28 protein-coding genes are annotated in these 16,695 nt (G+C 42.1%); 26 read left to right on the top strand and 2 right to left on the bottom strand.

Annotated elements, in window-relative coordinates; translation table 11 throughout:
• The first annotated feature begins 2 nt into the window (after positions 1-2).
• The 26 genes from PHE37_RS11635 to PHE37_RS11510 all read left to right on the top strand — a co-directional run bounded on the left by PHE37_RS11635 (position 3) and on the right by PHE37_RS11510 (position 15,651).
• Positions 3-245, top strand: a complete 243-nt coding sequence (locus PHE37_RS11635) for a hypothetical protein (RefSeq protein WP_299995227.1) — start codon at positions 3-5, stop codon at positions 243-245.
• Between the two features lie 65 nt (positions 246-310).
• Positions 311-964, top strand: coding sequence for a hypothetical protein (locus PHE37_RS11630; RefSeq protein WP_299995229.1), 654 nt, complete (start codon positions 311-313; stop codon positions 962-964).
• Between the two features lie 9 nt (positions 965-973).
• Complete coding sequence (locus PHE37_RS11625) at positions 974-1,174, top strand: hypothetical protein (protein ID WP_299995231.1); 201 nt, start codon at positions 974-976, stop codon at positions 1,172-1,174.
• A gap of 21 nt (positions 1,175-1,195) precedes the next feature.
• Positions 1,196-2,326 (top strand): DUF4043 family protein, encoded by a 1,131-nt coding sequence (locus PHE37_RS11620; protein ID WP_299995233.1) that lies wholly within the window; start codon positions 1,196-1,198, stop codon positions 2,324-2,326.
• A 9-nt stretch (positions 2,327-2,335) separates the two neighbouring features.
• On the top strand, positions 2,336-2,707 hold the full coding sequence (locus PHE37_RS11615) for a hypothetical protein (protein ID WP_299995235.1): 372 nt from the start codon (positions 2,336-2,338) through the stop codon (positions 2,705-2,707).
• A gap of 1 nt (position 2,708) precedes the next feature.
• A complete protein-coding gene (locus tag PHE37_RS11610) occupies positions 2,709-3,365 on the top strand; it encodes a hypothetical protein (protein ID WP_300008655.1) in 657 nt (218 codons plus the stop codon).
• On the top strand, positions 3,365-3,961 hold the full coding sequence (locus tag PHE37_RS11605) for a hypothetical protein (RefSeq protein ID WP_299993492.1): 597 nt from the start codon (positions 3,365-3,367) through the stop codon (positions 3,959-3,961). Before PHE37_RS11610 ends, PHE37_RS11605 begins: the two co-directional genes overlap by 1 nt.
• A 2-nt stretch (positions 3,962-3,963) precedes the next feature.
• Positions 3,964-4,824 (top strand): hypothetical protein, encoded by an 861-nt coding sequence (locus tag PHE37_RS11600; protein ID WP_299993493.1) that lies wholly within the window; start codon positions 3,964-3,966, stop codon positions 4,822-4,824.
• Positions 4,811-5,062 carry a hypothetical protein gene (locus PHE37_RS11595; RefSeq protein WP_299993494.1) on the top strand — a complete coding sequence of 84 codons (252 nt, stop codon included), beginning with the start codon at positions 4,811-4,813 and terminating at the stop codon, positions 5,060-5,062. The genes PHE37_RS11600 and PHE37_RS11595 overlap by 14 nt, the downstream gene beginning before the upstream one ends.
• Positions 5,049-5,918, top strand: coding sequence for a hypothetical protein (locus PHE37_RS11590; protein ID WP_299993495.1), 870 nt, complete (start codon positions 5,049-5,051; stop codon positions 5,916-5,918). The genes PHE37_RS11595 and PHE37_RS11590 overlap by 14 nt, the downstream gene beginning before the upstream one ends.
• Complete coding sequence (locus tag PHE37_RS11585; protein WP_299993497.1) at positions 5,908-6,342, top strand: hypothetical protein; 435 nt, start codon at positions 5,908-5,910, stop codon at positions 6,340-6,342. The genes PHE37_RS11590 and PHE37_RS11585 overlap by 11 nt, the downstream gene beginning before the upstream one ends.
• Complete coding sequence (locus PHE37_RS11580) at positions 6,330-7,304, top strand: hypothetical protein (RefSeq protein WP_299993498.1); 975 nt, start codon at positions 6,330-6,332, stop codon at positions 7,302-7,304. Before PHE37_RS11585 ends, PHE37_RS11580 begins: the two co-directional genes overlap by 13 nt.
• 12 nt (positions 7,305-7,316) lie before the next feature.
• The gene (locus PHE37_RS11575; RefSeq protein ID WP_299993499.1) at positions 7,317-7,685 is read left to right on the top strand and encodes a hypothetical protein; all 369 of its coding nucleotides are present in this window, start codon (positions 7,317-7,319) and stop codon (positions 7,683-7,685) included.
• Between the two features lie 105 nt (positions 7,686-7,790).
• Positions 7,791-9,284, top strand: a complete 1,494-nt coding sequence (locus PHE37_RS11570; protein ID WP_299993500.1) for a hypothetical protein — start codon at positions 7,791-7,793, stop codon at positions 9,282-9,284.
• A complete protein-coding gene (locus PHE37_RS11565) occupies positions 9,284-9,700 on the top strand; it encodes a hypothetical protein (RefSeq protein WP_299993501.1) in 417 nt (138 codons plus the stop codon). Before PHE37_RS11570 ends, PHE37_RS11565 begins: the two co-directional genes overlap by 1 nt.
• Positions 9,701-9,769: 69 nt before the next feature.
• The gene (locus PHE37_RS11560) at positions 9,770-10,138 is read left to right on the top strand and encodes a DUF1353 domain-containing protein (protein WP_299993502.1); all 369 of its coding nucleotides are present in this window, start codon (positions 9,770-9,772) and stop codon (positions 10,136-10,138) included.
• Entirely contained in the window at positions 10,138-10,506 is a 369-nt protein-coding gene (locus tag PHE37_RS11555) for a hypothetical protein (RefSeq protein ID WP_299993503.1), read from the top strand. The genes PHE37_RS11560 and PHE37_RS11555 overlap by 1 nt, the downstream gene beginning before the upstream one ends.
• Before the next feature lie 9 nt (positions 10,507-10,515).
• Positions 10,516-10,686, top strand: a complete 171-nt coding sequence (locus PHE37_RS11550) for a hypothetical protein (protein WP_300008653.1) — start codon at positions 10,516-10,518, stop codon at positions 10,684-10,686.
• Positions 10,683-10,952, top strand: coding sequence for a hypothetical protein (locus PHE37_RS11545; protein ID WP_299993504.1), 270 nt, complete (start codon positions 10,683-10,685; stop codon positions 10,950-10,952). The genes PHE37_RS11550 and PHE37_RS11545 overlap by 4 nt, the downstream gene beginning before the upstream one ends.
• Positions 10,915-11,499, top strand: coding sequence for a hypothetical protein (locus PHE37_RS11540; RefSeq protein ID WP_299993505.1), 585 nt, complete (start codon positions 10,915-10,917; stop codon positions 11,497-11,499). Before PHE37_RS11545 ends, PHE37_RS11540 begins: the two co-directional genes overlap by 38 nt.
• Positions 11,499-11,816, top strand: coding sequence for a hypothetical protein (locus PHE37_RS11535; protein WP_299993506.1), 318 nt, complete (start codon positions 11,499-11,501; stop codon positions 11,814-11,816). Before PHE37_RS11540 ends, PHE37_RS11535 begins: the two co-directional genes overlap by 1 nt.
• A 174-nt stretch (positions 11,817-11,990) precedes the next feature.
• Positions 11,991-12,356, top strand: coding sequence for a hypothetical protein (locus PHE37_RS11530; RefSeq protein ID WP_299993507.1), 366 nt, complete (start codon positions 11,991-11,993; stop codon positions 12,354-12,356).
• On the top strand, positions 12,353-13,894 hold the full coding sequence (locus PHE37_RS11525) for a DUF1983 domain-containing protein (RefSeq protein ID WP_299993508.1): 1,542 nt from the start codon (positions 12,353-12,355) through the stop codon (positions 13,892-13,894). The genes PHE37_RS11530 and PHE37_RS11525 overlap by 4 nt, the downstream gene beginning before the upstream one ends.
• Positions 13,894-14,325: a hypothetical protein gene (locus tag PHE37_RS11520; RefSeq protein WP_299993509.1), complete on the top strand. Its 432-nt coding sequence runs from the start codon at positions 13,894-13,896 to the stop codon at positions 14,323-14,325. Before PHE37_RS11525 ends, PHE37_RS11520 begins: the two co-directional genes overlap by 1 nt.
• 2 nt (positions 14,326-14,327) lie before the next feature.
• A complete protein-coding gene (locus PHE37_RS11515) occupies positions 14,328-14,588 on the top strand; it encodes a hypothetical protein (RefSeq protein WP_299993510.1) in 261 nt (86 codons plus the stop codon).
• Positions 14,589-14,598: 10 nt separating this feature from the next.
• Positions 14,599-15,651, top strand: coding sequence for a hypothetical protein (locus PHE37_RS11510; RefSeq protein ID WP_299993511.1), 1,053 nt, complete (start codon positions 14,599-14,601; stop codon positions 15,649-15,651).
• Positions 15,652-15,654: 3 nt separating this feature from the next.
• On the opposite strand, the gene PHE37_RS11505 is transcribed toward PHE37_RS11510, so the two are convergent.
• Together PHE37_RS11505 and PHE37_RS11500 are read right to left on the bottom strand one after the other, a co-directional pair.
• Positions 15,655-15,891 carry a hypothetical protein gene (locus tag PHE37_RS11505; protein WP_299993512.1) on the bottom strand — a complete coding sequence of 79 codons (237 nt, stop codon included), beginning with the start codon at positions 15,889-15,891 and terminating at the stop codon, positions 15,655-15,657.
• A gap of 10 nt (positions 15,892-15,901) precedes the next feature.
• Positions 15,902-16,633 (bottom strand): BRO family protein, encoded by a 732-nt coding sequence (locus tag PHE37_RS11500; protein ID WP_299993515.1) that lies wholly within the window; start codon positions 16,631-16,633, stop codon positions 15,902-15,904.
• Between the last annotated feature and the right edge of the window lie 62 nt (positions 16,634-16,695).

Below are 16,695 nucleotides of genomic sequence, written 5' to 3'. Positions count from 1 at the left end.
GTATGGCAAGCGGACGTAAAAAAGGGCAAAGCTATCGGAAAGAGAAGTTTAAAGAGTTTAAACGTATCAAGTGTCCTGAGTGGACGATTAATGAGGTTTTGCTGCAAGACGTGGCTCATGCCGCTGCCAGTATCGGGGTTTGTCAGAGTCGTCTCGTAGAAGTCGCATTGAAAAAAATATTGATGGAACCGTCGCAGTTAGTCAACAAAAACCTAAAAATAGAAAAATTATTCACAAAAACCTAATTACCCCCGCTATTTTATAAAATTTAACTCCCGTACAATTTGGAAAATGTTGTATTGGAGGCCTCATGCCACAACCTACTGATCCACAATCTACGGATAACCAAAATACACCGGAGAGTGCTGTCGATCCTAAAGAGGCGTTGACACTCAAGAAAGCACAGATACAGATCCTCGAAGCGGAACTGAGCGATGTCGATGCGAAACTCGATGCGGAGTTTTTGGACAAAATCCCAAGTATGCTTACCGAAGATGAGATGGACATGCGGCTCGATGATGATATCCGAGCGTTTGTTTCTATGATCGAAGATAAGCGCGAAGCGTTTTACCGCGAAAAGCTCACCGATCTCAAAGGGCGTATCGACGGTATGAAGTCGGAAGTCTCCCATGAAGAGGAGATGAATACTATCGAAGATGCCAAAAAAGAGTTTCTCGAAGCTCACCCTGAGTGTGATTTTGCCGCATTGAGTGATTTTGTCAAGAACGATGTCACCCCGCGTCAGAAAGAGGAGCTGTACTCTGCCGCTACCTATCTCGATATGCTGGAAATGGCCTACTCGATGTTCACGAAAAAAAAGCCCTCCGTAAAAAAAGAGGAACCTGCTCAAGAGACAAACCTCCCCCCTGATTTTAACGATGCTCCATCCTCGGCTGTAGTAGGCGACCCAACACCGGTAGTGAAAGATAAAGAGTATCTTGCACGAATCGGTGTACGGTCATAGGGGGTAGTTATGGACATGTTATCTGTTAAAACAGTTCCACAACGTGATGAATGGGAAATCCGAAATGACTGTGACACGCTGATGCGTGCCAAAGAGATTATTGAGGATGAGGAGCGTTTAAAGGCAGCTCAAGAGTATTTCACAAAACAAAAAGAGACACTTGAAGAGCTTAGTAAATCTGATTTTCTAAAGAAAATCGGGTTTAGATAAAAACAATACAAGGAGCATTTTATGCCATTAGCGAGTGATTTTGTACTTACTGATCCAATGGAGCGTCAAGCCCATGGTCGTGAGATTACCGTAAATTATACGGAACAGTCGATGTTTAACCCATTTATGGGTACATCTAATGATGCTCTTATTAAGACTCAACTTGTCGATGACGGTACAAATGCTGGAACCGTTACCATGCATATGCGTGGATTAGTTCGTGGCCAAGGGGTAGAGGGTAATACTGATTTTGATGCTAATATGGATAGCTTGGAATATCTTAGCCAAGATATCCCTTATGAGCTTTTTGGTAATGCTATTCCATCTAAAGATCGTCGTATTGAGAGCCGAACTGCTGCTGATAACTTTCGCGGTGATGCAAAGGACGGGTTATCGGACTGGGCTCGTGATACCAGTGATCGTATTATTGTTAGTCGCTTGAGCCAAGACTGTACCAATGTTGTTGCATGTAATGCTGCTACCGGGTATGACGCTGCTAATGTTACCAGCGGTATTGTAGCTGGAGATATTTTTAATACTCAAGCGATTGATGAAGCAAAAAAACGGGCTACTCTCGGTATCGATGGCGCAGGTAACCGCCATCCTCGTATCCGCCCATACCGTCTTAAAGTTTCGGATAATAATGGTATCCCTGTTTATGAAACCTTTTATGTAATGATCATTGGGGAGACTTCAGCGCAAGCACTACGGGAAGATCCAATTTGGCGTGAAGAGCAAAAGTATGCAGCAGATCGCGGTATTACAAATAACTTCTTTACTGGTCAGCTCGGTATCCATAATGGGGTTATCCTGACAAACGGTGGTGCATGGACAGAAGAGTATGCCGGTATTATGAACTCAGGTATCGGTGCTTATCGTGGTGCAAGCTCTATGGATGGATATGCTGGTGCAGCAGCTCTAAAAACTGAAGTCAATCTGTTCTTAGGTGCTACCGCAGGGATGTTACCTATGGATGAAGGGTTTAACTACTACGAAGAGCCATACGACATGAAGCGTAAAATGAAGATTGCAGTTGATCGTGGGTGGGCTTTCCAAAAAACTCGATATTTTGGTAAAACAGATGCACAGAAAAAATTGGTATGGCATGGAAAAGATTACGGTGTAATCGCAGTCGTGTCGGCAATGTCATAAGGAGTAATTATGAAACAAACAGAACGCAAAAATCAAGGGACAATGATTGTCCCACTCAGTAATGGGAATGTAGGGGATAGCAGTGTTGTAATTGCTATACTCCCTATCGGAACTCGTATTAAAAATGTCAATGTTACCGTTGATGAAGCATTCACTAATGCTGATAATACTATTACTGTAGGTGTTTCAGGAGCTGCTTCTAAGTTCCAAAATGCTTTTGCGCTCAATGCAGTTGCTGGTAACAATGCTACACGTCAACATACTATTACCGGTACAACAACTGAAATCATTATGAGTGTTGCCGGAACTGCGTCTACTACCGGTGTAGCCAATGTAACAATCGACTACGTACTTCCTACTGAATACAGCGTGGAGTATTGATATGAAAATTGTCCTCGCCGGTGTTATTGCAGTACGCTATACCGGCGTACAAGTTAAAAAACTATGGGAAGTTGGCGGGCGTAATGTGCCAATGCTCAATAATGGTGATATTGTTGTTGTCGCTGAGTCAGTAGGACTAAGTTTATGCCGAAGTCGTTTTTTTGAACCTACATCTATTTCTATGAGCGGTGATGAGAACCCGAATGGTGATGAAGTAGTAGTAGCTCCTGAAGCTCAAACTGAAGCAAAAGCTCAAGCGGAAGCAGAGGCTAAAGCGGCTGAAGAAGCAAAAGCTCAGGCGGAAGCAGAAGCAAAAGCTCAGGCGGAAGCAGAGGCAAAAGCTCAGGCGGAAGCAGAGGCGAAAGTTCAAGCGGAAGCAGAGGCAAAAGCTCAAGCGGAAGCAGAGGCTAAAGCGGCTGAAGAAGCAAAAGCTCAGGCGGAAGCAGAGGCGAAAGTTCAAGCGGAAGCAGAGGCAAAAGCTCAGGCGGAAGCAGAGGCAAAAGCTCAGGCGGAAGCAGAGGCGAAAGTTCAAGCGGAAGCAGAGGCAAAAACAGCCGAAGAAGCAAAAGCTCAAGCGGAAGCAGAGGCAAAAGTAGCTGAAGAAGCAAAAGCTCAAGCGGAAAATCCACCAAAACAAAAGCTTATTAAAGGTCAATGATGAATGCCGCTGTGCTGATAGGGATGATGCGCTCACGTTTACGTGATGAAGCAAAAGAGGGGTGGAGTGATCAAGAACTGATCGACTCTATCAATTTTGCCCTGTCCGCCATCGCGCATCGATTATTGCCATGGAAATCACGGTATACCTTTACTGCTCAAATCGGTATCGATACCTATCCGCTTCCGGTTGATTTTATGGCTCCTATCGCTCTGATTTATGATGGGGTCATGATCCCTGTCAAAGGGAACCAATGGGCTCTCTCCAATGATGGGAATGATCAAATCGCTTTTCTTAACGGGACTGCGTTGATATTAACCCAAGTTCCCGATCAAGAGGTAGAGGTATCACTAAATTATCATGCTCTCATTCAGATTGCAGATATCTCCGATGAGCTCTATATCTTTCCTGAAATCGTTGATACTGTTTTGTTTTATGCTCTATCACTGGCCATACAAAAAGAGCCGCATGAACAGAGCTTAGCACAAAGCAAATATTACATGAGTCTGTATGAATCACGATGCAAAGACGTATCTGCTGTTGAAGCAAAACGCCGGAGCGGCATAACATTAAAATCAACCTATCAAAAGGTATAAGTATGTCATTTATACAAGAAATATTAGATGATATTAATACGATCAGTGATGGTATAAATACAAATGCATTGGTAGAAGGGGCTCGCGGATCGGTTACAAACGGTCTCAAAGCATTTATGATTACCCCGAAAGAAAAGGCATCTATCCAAGCTAATTTTGAGATGCAGTTTACCGGGGGAATCATCAGTAAAATAGTCGATACGGTGATGCAGGGGCGTATTACCGAGATCGATATCGAGATCAAAGAGAAAGAACTTGAGCTCAAAGATAAAGAGATTCAACTCCAAAACGCACAGCTCAATCTTGCTCTAAAAGAAATTGCTCTTAGAACTGCACAAATCGATGTGATGAATCGCGAAATAGCACTCAAAGAGTCGCAAAGTACGGCTCAAATATCGCAGATGAATGCGGAAACGGCACTTAAAAGTGCTCAGAAACTGCTTGTCGATCAGCAGAAGCTAACGGAAACGAATACGACGGTAAAAGTGGGTAATGAAGCGCAGCTTCTCTCCTCTAATAAAGCTCTTGTCGATGCCCAAGTTGTTACTGAAGGCAAACGAAAACTGGATGTTATGGCCGGAATCAATATCAAAAATGAGCAAGCGCTCTCTACCCGTCAAAGTGCCAAATTTGAAGAGACGCGTCGGTTTGTACTCATCGGGAGCACTCAACAAAACGGGCAGATTCAAAAATCGAAAGAGGAGAATGCGACACTCAATGCGCTGGCACTGGATGCTAATTTCGGAATTACCGATACACACCTGACCCGTGTTAGATCTGCACTCGACGGTATTACACTGACACCGATAAGCTATACGGAAGAGCTGACCAGTGCAGTGGGGGTAGTCGATGCCGGAACGTGATGCATACTTAAAATCGATTAATGACATTATCGAAGCGGAGCGTGGCTCTACACTGCATGAAGATCAGCTGTTGATCGAATCAGGGATGGACAGTTTCAGCTATGCGGTATTTTGGTTATCGCTTTCGGATATGGGGATGAATCTAAATGATGAGTGGATCGATACGCTCGATTATGAGACACTCACAGTATCAATTATTATCGATAAAATCATGGAGCAGTGTGATGGTACTCACTAAATCTTTTTATCGATCCAGCAATAGAGATGTCAATGGGTGTAAGATGATATCGGATACACTGGAGTATCGTAGCGGGTATATGTCCGAGGTCTTTTACAAACTCTATAAAGAGGAAATCAATGCGTTTACTATCGATGAGGGCAAGCGCGGGGCACTGCTCTACATCGGGGGGGCGAGTGAACATCACTCCCATACCCGGGTCTACCCGACCGATACTCTAAAAGGGACAATCCCGATAAAAGCGCAGATGGGATATATGGCCAGCAAAATAGCCGGTGGGTTAGGAAGTATCGAATATCTATCGATCAATGCCAATGCATGTGCCAGCGGAATGTTTGCGATCCATGAAGCCTATGATCTGATCCATAATAAAGGGTTTGATGAAGTCATCATCTATGGGGAGGAGTGGGCGGAACCGAATGAGCAGCTCCTCTATACGCAACTGAAAATACCCGTGACCCCAAGTGACGGATTTGTGATTCTAAAGTTTGCCAAGAGCGGGCATGGAGCCTATGTCAATGCGACAACATGGGTATGGCATAAAGAGCGAAGCGCGTTTGATTTTTCCCAAGAGGGATATGAATGTGCTATGCGTGCGCTGGGTGATGTAAAGCCCGATATCATCAAGATACATGGAACCGGAACAGAGGTCAATGACCGTGCGGAACTGGGGGCAGTAAGCGCCGTGTATGGAACCAGTGAGTACGTTCGGTATAAAGATCGTATCGGGCATAGCCAAGGGGTGAGCGGTGCGCTGGAACTGGCGATGGCAGTGGAAGAATACCCGTATAAAACGATCGTGTGCAATGCGGCTGGGCTGGGGAATTTCTATGGGGCGGTGTGGGTTGAAACTTGAACCCATGAGAGGACGTGATATCGATGAAGTCGAAGCGATCCTCAAACCGATCACCGGTGATCTGAAAATCCGCCGGCGGATTAAAGAGCATCTGCGTATCGGGCTATGCCGAATCATTCGAGATGATGAGAATATAATCTGTGCACTGGCACTAGCTGGGAGTGATGGGGTAAACGTATCGCTTACAAACTACTGGGTACGGGAAGATAAGCGTAAAACGCTGGTATCGTTGTGGCTGTTTAGCGCGGTATTTCCTTATTTTAAAGGGAAGAATGTGTACATCAAAAGCGATGATATCTCGACGTTTAGCGCGTATGTAGAACCGACACGAAAGAAGAATGAGTATCGGTTTATCGGCACCGGTAAAAATATCGATTTTGAGAAGCTAAACCGGATCATCAAGGAACATGCATGGGTAAAGTAGCAGATGCAGTCGGTGATTTCGTCAGTGATGCGTTTAATACAGTTAAGAATGCGGCTAACGATGTAGTAGATTTTGCAGCGGATGCAGCCAAATTTATCACCAATTCCGCACTCACGATAAGTGGTATCAAGTGGGTTGATGAGAAGCTGACCGGAGGGCTGGTCACCCATGCCATTGACGGGATCATCGATAATATAGCCGGGATGGTACATGGAGCTATAAACGGAGACTGGGGGCAGTTTAAAGAGAGTTTAATGGGGACTATCACCTCTGCGGTTGCAGTTGTATCGATAGTCATAGGCGGGTTTTTGATCGTGATGGGTGTACCTATGGGGTACGCGTTTGTAGCGGCCGGTATTACGATACTCGATGCCCAATATAATAATGGGGAATTACTGAGACGTAGTATCGCAATGGTGGGTACACTTGAGACGGCGCTGTTTAATACCCACTATATCGATACGTATGCTGTAGAGATCCAGCAACTGATTACTATCGGTGCATCGATGTTTGCCGGGTATGGGGCTTCCCCGTTTATTATGGATTGGAGCGGATTAAGTACATTTATATCAGAAAATAGAATGGTTATCGATGCGATCAGTACCGGATACGGTGCCTATAATATCTACAGTGCAGTGCAAGCGATCATCGAGTCTCAGGAGTATTGGAAAGTACAGCTGGAAGCAGCGATGGAATATTACCAAAAGCTCTATGCACAGATGCAAAGTGCAAAAGAGCAATGGTTTTCAATGATAACCGATACGGACATTATCAACCGTATCCAAGCCGGTGGTGATATGTTTATCATGGGAGCCGGACATGATCTGTTTTCGATCACGAGCGTAGCAGAGCCGCGTTATGCATTGGGACTGATCGATAAGAGCGACAGCGAAATGGATCGGCTGATTAATAACCGGTATTATACGCAGTATGCCGGTAGTGATGCATTTAAAATTCAATAAAAGGGAGACATGATGGCAGATACAATGATAGGGGCTCAGTATAACTCTGAGGGGATGTTAATCGATAATGCAGCAGGTAATGTTTTGGCAGATGCAACTATGCCAAAGTTTGATGCATTGGAAATGGCTAAAGGGGATACCGGATTTGATTTTGGGAAAGTTCCTGCTGTACAGAACGGAGGGTTGTTTGATAATATGAAAGGGTTAGGCACAACTCTCCAAGGTATAGGGGCTATCGCATCTGCTGCCGCAGGGGTATATGATGCGTATAATAAAAAGAAGTATCAAGATAAGGTATTCGGGATGGAAGAAGCGCGGGTCAATCGTGAAAATGCCCGTCAGGATAAACAACAGCTTGCTTATGAAAAAGTATTTGGGTAAGTCCCGAATACATAAAAACCTAACCAATCCATAAAAACCTAATTACCCCCGCTATTTTATAAATCCAAAACTTTCTACACTGTTATAAAAAAAACAGGTATTGATATGTTTGCTGAATCCGGAGATTTATCATCACGACCGAGTAGTCTTGGTCCTATTATTGAAGCAGAAAACATCGTCATACTTAAAGCAGAAGAGGTACGTTTAAGTGCTGAAAGTGCAGCCCAATCAGCTCTTAGTGCCGAGCAAAAATCAAACTCTATTTTAACACTGATCGCGCAAGCTCATACCCAACCATCCGGAACGGATACTGTAGCTTTTTATGATCCAAATACCGGGGTTTTAGATCTTGGTATTCCTGAAGGAGCTGCTGGGGGCAGTGGTTATACTCCGGTTAAAGGTGTTGATTATTTCGATGGAGTGAATGGGTTAAACGGCACTAACGGTACTAACGGTATCGATGGAAAGACTGCGTATGAACTGGCAGTTATCAATGGTTTTATCGGATCAGAAGTTCAATGGTTATCTTCTCTCCAAGGTGACCCGGGTATCCAAGGCAATCAGGGAGTACAGGGTATAGCGGGATATACACCTGTTAAAGGTATTGATTACTTTGATGGAATTAACGGTACTAATGGGGCAGATGGAACGTCTATTACATCTGTAACAGCTCTTAAGATAGGCAAAGATACTTCTGTAACTGTGGATGGTACATTTGTTGGTGCTCCGTATGTATTCCATATTCTTGACGGTAATGACGGTATAGGCTCAGGGGATATGCTTATTAGTGTGTATGACACTAATTCAGATGGAAAAGTCAACTCTGCTGATAGTGCAGATGTTGTACCTTGGTCTGGTGTTACAGGAAAACCGATCGACTATCCCCCAAGTGTTCATAATCATGATGGAGTGTATGAACCTGTAATTACAGTTGGTACTACTTTACAGTATTGGAGTGGTGATAAGACATGGCAAACACTTCCTACAACGCTACCAGCTAGTGATGTGTATGCATGGGCTAAAGCTATTACAAAACCTAGTTATACCTACTTTGAAATAAGTGATATTCCTATATTATCTAATGTTGCATTATCAGGAAGTTATAATGACTTAACTGATAAGCCAATATTAAATATTTATACTCCTGTTATTGCAAAAATGACAGCTACACAAGCATCAACAATATTAACTCTTACAGATATTACCGAACTTGCAATAAATATGGAAGCTAATGGTGTATATACCATTGATGCATTTATTATATATCAATCTGTATCAGGCACAACTGGTGCAAATATTGGGATATCTACACCAGTTGGGTGTACTAATAATGTCAAAATAGAAGTTACTGTTGCAACTAATCTATCATCTCCAATATACTCCATAATATTCCCTTATTCATCAGTAGCATTAAATTTAGGGAATGTTTTGGGGAATGCTACAACAACTCCAAATGTTAATAATACTGCAAGAGTAAGCGGGGTAATTGTTAATGGTCCAAATGCAGGTAGTTGTTCATTACAGTTCGCAACAGAAGTTTCTTCCTCAGCGATTACATTGCAAGTTGGTTCAATATTAGTATTAACAAGGGTAGCCTAATGAGATATTTTATTAATAGTGAAAGTAGTTATTTTTCCTATGACGGGGATGTATCAGGTACTATATTTGAGAATATGACCGAGATTACCGAAGAACAATACAGAACAGCATTATCACTCGATATTGTTCCACAGATACCAATCGGTACTATTATAGATATTTTTACCAATATAACTACAGACTATATCAATATAAAAATAGATACATACAATAAAGAAAACGGTGTAGCATTTAAAGATATTGATGCCTTTGCAAAATACGCTATTTTGCAAAATAGTGTTTATCATGACATTGCAATTCGCTTTATGACCTATGCTGATAATATATGGACAACTGTAAGAGCTTATCAAGCCAATGCTACGGCTGTTCCCACAGAAACAGAATTCTTAGCTGTGCTCGATTCGGTGGTGTTCTAATGCTCCCGATTAACCGCCTTATGAATCCTTTTTTGTGCGCACAAAATAATTCTGCCAATGAGGTGGGTAATGAGTAGCTTTACAACACCATTAGTAGGTGAATGGACTAATGACGATATGACTCAGTTTAAGCTCACACAAGAGTTTGAGTATGTCGCTAATGATGGATCTGTATATTCTGTGCCAATAGGATTTATCACAGACTTTGCATCTACACCAAAATGGCTTAGATGGTTAATACCGCCTATAGGAAAATATGGTAAAGCGGCAGTACTCCATGATTATCTGTATAAGACTCATTCAGTAGGGAAAAACAAAGCTGATCAATTATTTTTAGAAGCAATGCAAGTTTTAAAAGTACATCATTGGAATGCCCGTATCATGTATGAAGCAGTGGTAATTTTTGGAGAGAAAGAATATTTGAAGGGCGGAAAGTAATGGATATAGAAATGGGCATTTTATTGAGCAGTGGAACAGTTATAGCCTCAGTTGCTGTAGCCTATGCGACTGTCAAATTTACGGGTGAAGCTAACCGGAGAGATACAGCAATTTTATTTTCTGAGTTGAAAGAAACAAACCTAAAAATGGACTCACATGGTGAAGCTATCGTTGAGCTGAAAACTAAGCAAGGTGCTGCAATAACAGCCAAAGAAGTCCATGAACAATATATATCACGTGAGTTATTTGAGATGCACAAAGCACATATCGATCATCGATTCGATCAAACAGATTCTCGTTTTGATCGAGTTGATAACAATATGGGAAAGATACTAGCTGAATTACAAAATTTAAAGAGTGTGAGATAAGAGTAAATAATGAATATATATCGTGGAATTGATCGCTATAAATTTCCTAACTGGGAAGGATGGAAGATCATTGATGATTATGCAAAGATAAGCCTTAATGAAACGACAATCAAGCAGCTTTGCGACAATAATATCCAATTGCAAACACTCGTTAAATCACACTATAAGGGGAAAGAATGAATCAGGTCAAGAGGGTAGCATTTGAGGTGGCTTTATCAATTATCATTTTGGTATTGTTTTTTAGTGGGCTGTATGAGGCTATTCCTGCACCAATGCAACTTTTGTCAATGAAGGTTGTTTTAGTATCGGTAGGTATGCTCCATGCTCATGCTATGGGTAAGTTGTTTTTCCCTGCCGTAGATTGGAAAGGTAAACTTAGACCTGCTCACTTTGTTCGGATTATGCTCTATGCGATTATTCCTCTTTGCTACGCTTTTGGGGGGTAATCTCTTCGGAGGTTCAATCCAACGGTGCCAAGCATATGTTCATGACGTACGTGTAGCTCATTATGAGCAGTTCGGGGTCGATTATCCGTATCAGGATGGAGTTGGACAACTCGTACAAGAGTCAGGATGTAGAAACGTTTTGAGTTATGACGGTGTAGGGTCGGAGGGATTACCACAGATTACCTATAGACTATGGCAAAAGCCTCTATCCGATCACGGTGTAAAGAGTATTAAAGCTATTCCCGATCAACTTAAAGCTCAGGCTATCATTATGAAGTCTGTGTACGATAAAAAGTACGGATTGTGGGTCACATACCAAACGTACAACGGCGGTGGGCTTGTATCGAAAGAGATAGCAAGAGCAGGCGTTGAGAACTGGGAGAAAGCAAAAGCAAACTGCCGAAGAGGTCAATCCTGCTTCACCTATCCAAGCGGAAAGAAAGAGTGTGTCTCGAACTGCGAGATCAATTACGACTACTCGGTTAAAGTATGGAAGTATGGGCAACAGTATAGTCTTTATAAATCTGTAAAATGGAGGTATTGGTAATGAAAATAATTGGTTGGTTTAAAGAGTCTTTACTCCAAATTCTTGCTTATACATTGGTTTTATCACTCATTGGAAATATAGCGCAATGGGCTATCAATACGACAAAACAAAATGAGATTGACAAACTCAATGTCAATATCGGAGTAGCCGCTGCACTGTCACAACAGCAGAAAGTAAAGATCGTAGAGGCTAAAGTGATCGAAGAGAAGATCCATGTAGTAACACGAGATCGAATCCAAAAAGTAAAGGAGTATCCCTATGATGCAAATAAAACGGATTGTCAAAACGGCATTACTGTTATGCGCAGTGTTTTTTAGCGGGTGCGCTCCGAAGTATTTGCCCTGTCAAGCAGAGGAACCAACCCGTACCTATCACCAAATATGTGCGGGTGAACATAATGATACAAAGTTTGGGCAATGTGCAAGTGAGCGATTTATTTTGCTGGAAGATGACTATGAAACACTTTTAACACGATTTAGGAGTTGTAAATAATGGCTGCGGGGAAACTGGATATCGTACTGGAGCAGGGGGGGACGTTTGAGATGTCGCTTCAGGTACTCGATGATAACAATGCAGTGTTTGATCTCACCGGATATACAGCTATCATGAAAATAGTCGATAAGATAACCAATACGATAGTCGATGTATCTACGGTGGGAAGTGTAAGTGTCAGCGATAAGGTGTATATCAAGATCCCCGATGAGTACACGGCAACGCTGGAAAGTGATAGCAATGAGTATGCTCCATCTATACGAACCAAATATGCGAATCGAGCGTATGAAATTGCGATCACAAAAGATGGGGATATCAAGAAGATTGCTCGCGGAAATGCCTATGTAGTTCGGAGAATTGTATGACCGTTACAAATGACAGCGATGCAATGGTCGTCTCTAAAGGGGATGTATCGGTTACTATCGAAGAAACTCATAATGTATGGGTAGATGATCAACATCTATCTGTTGTAAAATGCCCTAATTTTACTCTGGATGATTTGCGGATGCAGATTGACAGTATCCTAACAAACACTCAAGATTTACGGGGAGATATGGGGAGTTTGGAACAGTGGGTTCGAGAATATCTGCTCACACAAGATGGGATCATTTCTAATGCACTGTCGGATACGGCACTGAATATCAAATTTGGGGATTTACTCAATCTTGTTATTGCTGCTCAGGATATGAAGATATCGGATTTACAAGCATGGCTGAATGGACAAGTAGGGTCGATAACCGATCAGATCGCATATGACAAAATAAGCTATGCCAGTACCGTAACTGCTGCGGTGGCAGAGCTAGAGGGTAATATATCCGCATCGTATTCTACTAATAGTGCATTGGCCGCACTCAGTGACGGAGTACTGTCACTTCGAGCGGAAGCGACTACATTTACTACAGTACAAACTGCGGATGGGCATAAAGCGATAGCGGGGTGGAAAGCAGTTGCTGATAGTGCAGAGCCCAGTGCATTCTATGTCTATGCAGACACATTCTATATCGTCAGCCCTGTAAACGGAGAGATCAAAACGATATACCCGATTACCTACATCGGTGAGTTTTCAGCGCATCCGCTCCCAAGCGGCTACCAAGAGAACAGTGTCTATAAAAACAGTGTAGATGGGAACAGCTATATACTGCATAGCGGGACATGGGGACTATATTTGTCCAAGGGGGTAGATGGTACGAATGGGACGGATGGCACGAATGGTATAAATGGAACGAATGGTATAAATGGTATAAATGGTACGAATGGAGCAAGAGGTGCTGGGTGGTTTACTGCAACATCTACAGCTTCAGCATGGAGTGATACAGAAGCTAATGCGGTTATATCTAATTTATCTCTTACCAAAGTTTTGATGGATAAAGTAACTCTATCCAAAGCAAATTCATGGACTATGACAAAGTACTGGAGTGGTTCAGCATGGATTACTGCTCAGATGGTTATTGATGGTAATATGGTAGTCGCTGGAACCATACTTGCTGATAGAATTGTAGCCAATAGCATTGCTACTGCTGCCACTTATTCACTATATGGAGAAATTACACAAGTAACGGCATTCCCTACTTCTATTACTATAGAAAATACAAATGGTATTCAAAGTTTTATCGTTTCAAATTCATCTAATACCCAAATGAAAGTACTAATCACTGCCTCCGGTCGCAGTGGTATAATGACTGGATCTCCGACAGGCTATCAAGTATTTGGTTTTTTTGTAGGTTCTACTAAAATATTTGATTATGGATGGACTCAAATGTCAGAAGATGCTAAAAGCGCAGCATTCACGTATATAATCCCTGCAAACTCAAATATAGAGTTTTCACTGCGTACTGCTAAATCTGATACTTCCGCCACATTGAACGTAAGTTTCACAGTAGGTGTAATAGGGGTAATGAACTGATGTATATTATATATAATGACAGTGGGATTAAATTAGGAATTAATACGCATCATTCTAATGATGTTATAGTTAACATGACTTCCGGGGATAAAGTAATCGAAGCTGATATTGAAGATATTTCAAGATACCAAATTATCAATGATACACTTGTTGAAAAACCACTAATATTAAATCCCTATCAGAAAAAGAAACAGAGGCAGACAGTTATTAATGAGATTGTTGTCACTACATCAAGCGGTAAAGTATTTAATGGTAGCGAAGAATCTCAAAGCCGTATGCTCTTAAAATATAATATTGCGCTAATGGCAGGGGATAAAAAGATTAAATGGAAACTTAAAGACAATACAAAAGTAGATATCGATTTAGAAGAATTAAAAGAAGCATTAATTTTATCTAATAATATTTTAAGTGATATCATAATGGAGGCATAAGTATGGATAAAAAAAGTCAAACCGATAAAGCGTTTGTGTTGGCCAGAGATGCCCAGACCCTCCTCGATGCTATACGGGCTGAGTTTGATCTGTATAAGGTTACGGTTCATAATGATTATCAAGCTATGAGTGACAGTATGCAGATACTAGGGGATCAGATCATCGCGCTGCAAAATACGATAAATACCCATGTACATGGATATACCGACATCGATAATACCGGAACGGTGCAGAATAAAACTACCGGTACAAAAGCAAATTAAGGAGAGTACTATGAAAAATGACAGTGATGCATTACGCTTCAGCCCGCAGGTGATGGCGCTCGCGATGCCACAAGAGAGCGGGTTTTCCAAGGCGGCTGAGGGGATCGGGAATGTAGGGAAAATGTTCATCGATACGGAGAACCAAAAACAAGTCGATGCGCTGAATACTCTGAAGCTGCAAGGGGCTCAGGAGGATCTTGTCTCTAAGCAGAACGAAAACTCAGTTTTTAATGAAAATCAGGGGCAAAAGCGCTCGACATTTCGTGATACACAGCGGAAAAATCTAGCTGAGGCAATCGGGGCTGAAAATAAAAATGCTGCGGATCTAAAGAAGCAGACTGAGAACGGGTTTATGGATCAGTATAAGCAGATGATACCCTCCACGACATTCAATGATCCTAAAACCGGCAAGTTTAGCGAAGGGTATTATCAGACTATCCGTAAAGGATTTGAAGATAACGGCGGGTGGACAAAGGATAATCTGCATCTGTTCGATGCTCTTGCTGATGGATACCGGAAAGAGGCTATTGAATCGGAAAAGACAAAATCGGAGATCGGTTATAAAGGTGCATTAACGGATGGGGTAATTCTTGAAAATAGTAATAAACCACAGGAATTTAAAGATAAGCATAATTATTCTGTGAGCGCTACTCAGAAAAATATTATTGGAGCAGCAAAAGATAAAGTAGAGATGAGCACTATACCAATCAAAATACAGCAAACTGCTGATCAGATAGCCGTTTCAAAAACAAATGCAACTACAGGGCAAAATAAAGAGAATAGGATGGCTAAAAAACAGGTATATGACGCACTAAAAGACCCTTCTTTTGGGGATGATATTCCGGGTTTTAAAAACTTAAGCCCTGATGATCAGAATACATTTAGAAAACATTTTAGAGATACACAGGGGCAATATTTACCTATTACAGTAAATGAACATTTTTATGGGAATAGTGCTACTTTAGGAAGTACCCAGTCCAAACCAGTTGCTACTGCTCCAGTGCAACCTGCTAAAGTAGAGAGTGCTACTGACATCCTAAATAGAATAAAAGGTAAAAAATAGTTATTATGCCGCACGTTTAAACAGTTGCGGTTTTGGTTCGGGCAACGGTGTTTCTTTCGTAAACTCGAAGAGTTCTCGTATCTCTTCGACAGTATCACGAAGGATATAGTACATCCCCTCACTATTTAGTATATTTCCCTCTTTGTAATCAGATAGGAATGAGGCGATAAAATCGATTTTTGATAGAGATATTTCCAAGCGGTCAGCGATCATAGGGGTTTCAAGTGTATCGTATATCATGTTATATCCTTTAATATGAGATTTCAGAGTTTTCGATAAATCGGAGGACTTCGGCTACTCGGTCGGAGGGGAGTTCGGTATAGTGACCCAACCCAAAGCGGGATTTGATACGGGCGAAGATCGCTCCCGTCGATACGGAAGGGTCGATACCGTGAACCCTCGCAAGTTCTATACCTCGTCGGGTGATCGTTTCGTAGATGGTACGGCGTTCTTCGGCATTGATGAGTCTCGTTCCGACGTTGAGGCGCAACGCGGCAACGTCACGGGATACGGCTCTCATATCTTCCCGCGTATCGGCAATCATCATCGCCATCGAGTCTACCGCGTCACGTAGGATTTTGGTTTGTCTATCGGCTAGATCATTCATCATTCGCTCATTGGACTGGAACATATTTGTCATGTCGGGGGATACAACACTATAGCTTCCCGTGCGGCGGATCGCGGGGAGGACTTCGTGGGTTACCCATCGTTTGAATGTTTTGGCTTCGGGTTTGTTGGAGCGGAGCACCAAGGTGTAGAGACCGCTTTCGGTGATGACTGCCATTTTTTGGTTTCCACCAAGGGTACTCAAAGTTTGAGTACCCTTTTCATCGTCATCAAGTTTTGATAATGAACGGTTTACATCTTTTAAATCTAACACATCACAAACATCTTTAGCAACCCATAGGGGATCACCGTTTGTTTCATCTGTCAGTACACGGATTTGTTTGTCTCCATAGTTGAAAGGGATTATTTGACTCATTGAAGTCTCCTTTATAATCCGTATTTAATACGGTCATAAAGTAATATTAGCGGATTATATAA

This window comes from Sulfuricurvum sp. (assembly GCF_028681615.1).
Classification (GTDB): Bacteria; Campylobacterota; Campylobacteria; order Campylobacterales; family Sulfurimonadaceae; genus Sulfuricurvum.
This window is presented reverse-complemented; position numbering and strand designations above follow the sequence as displayed.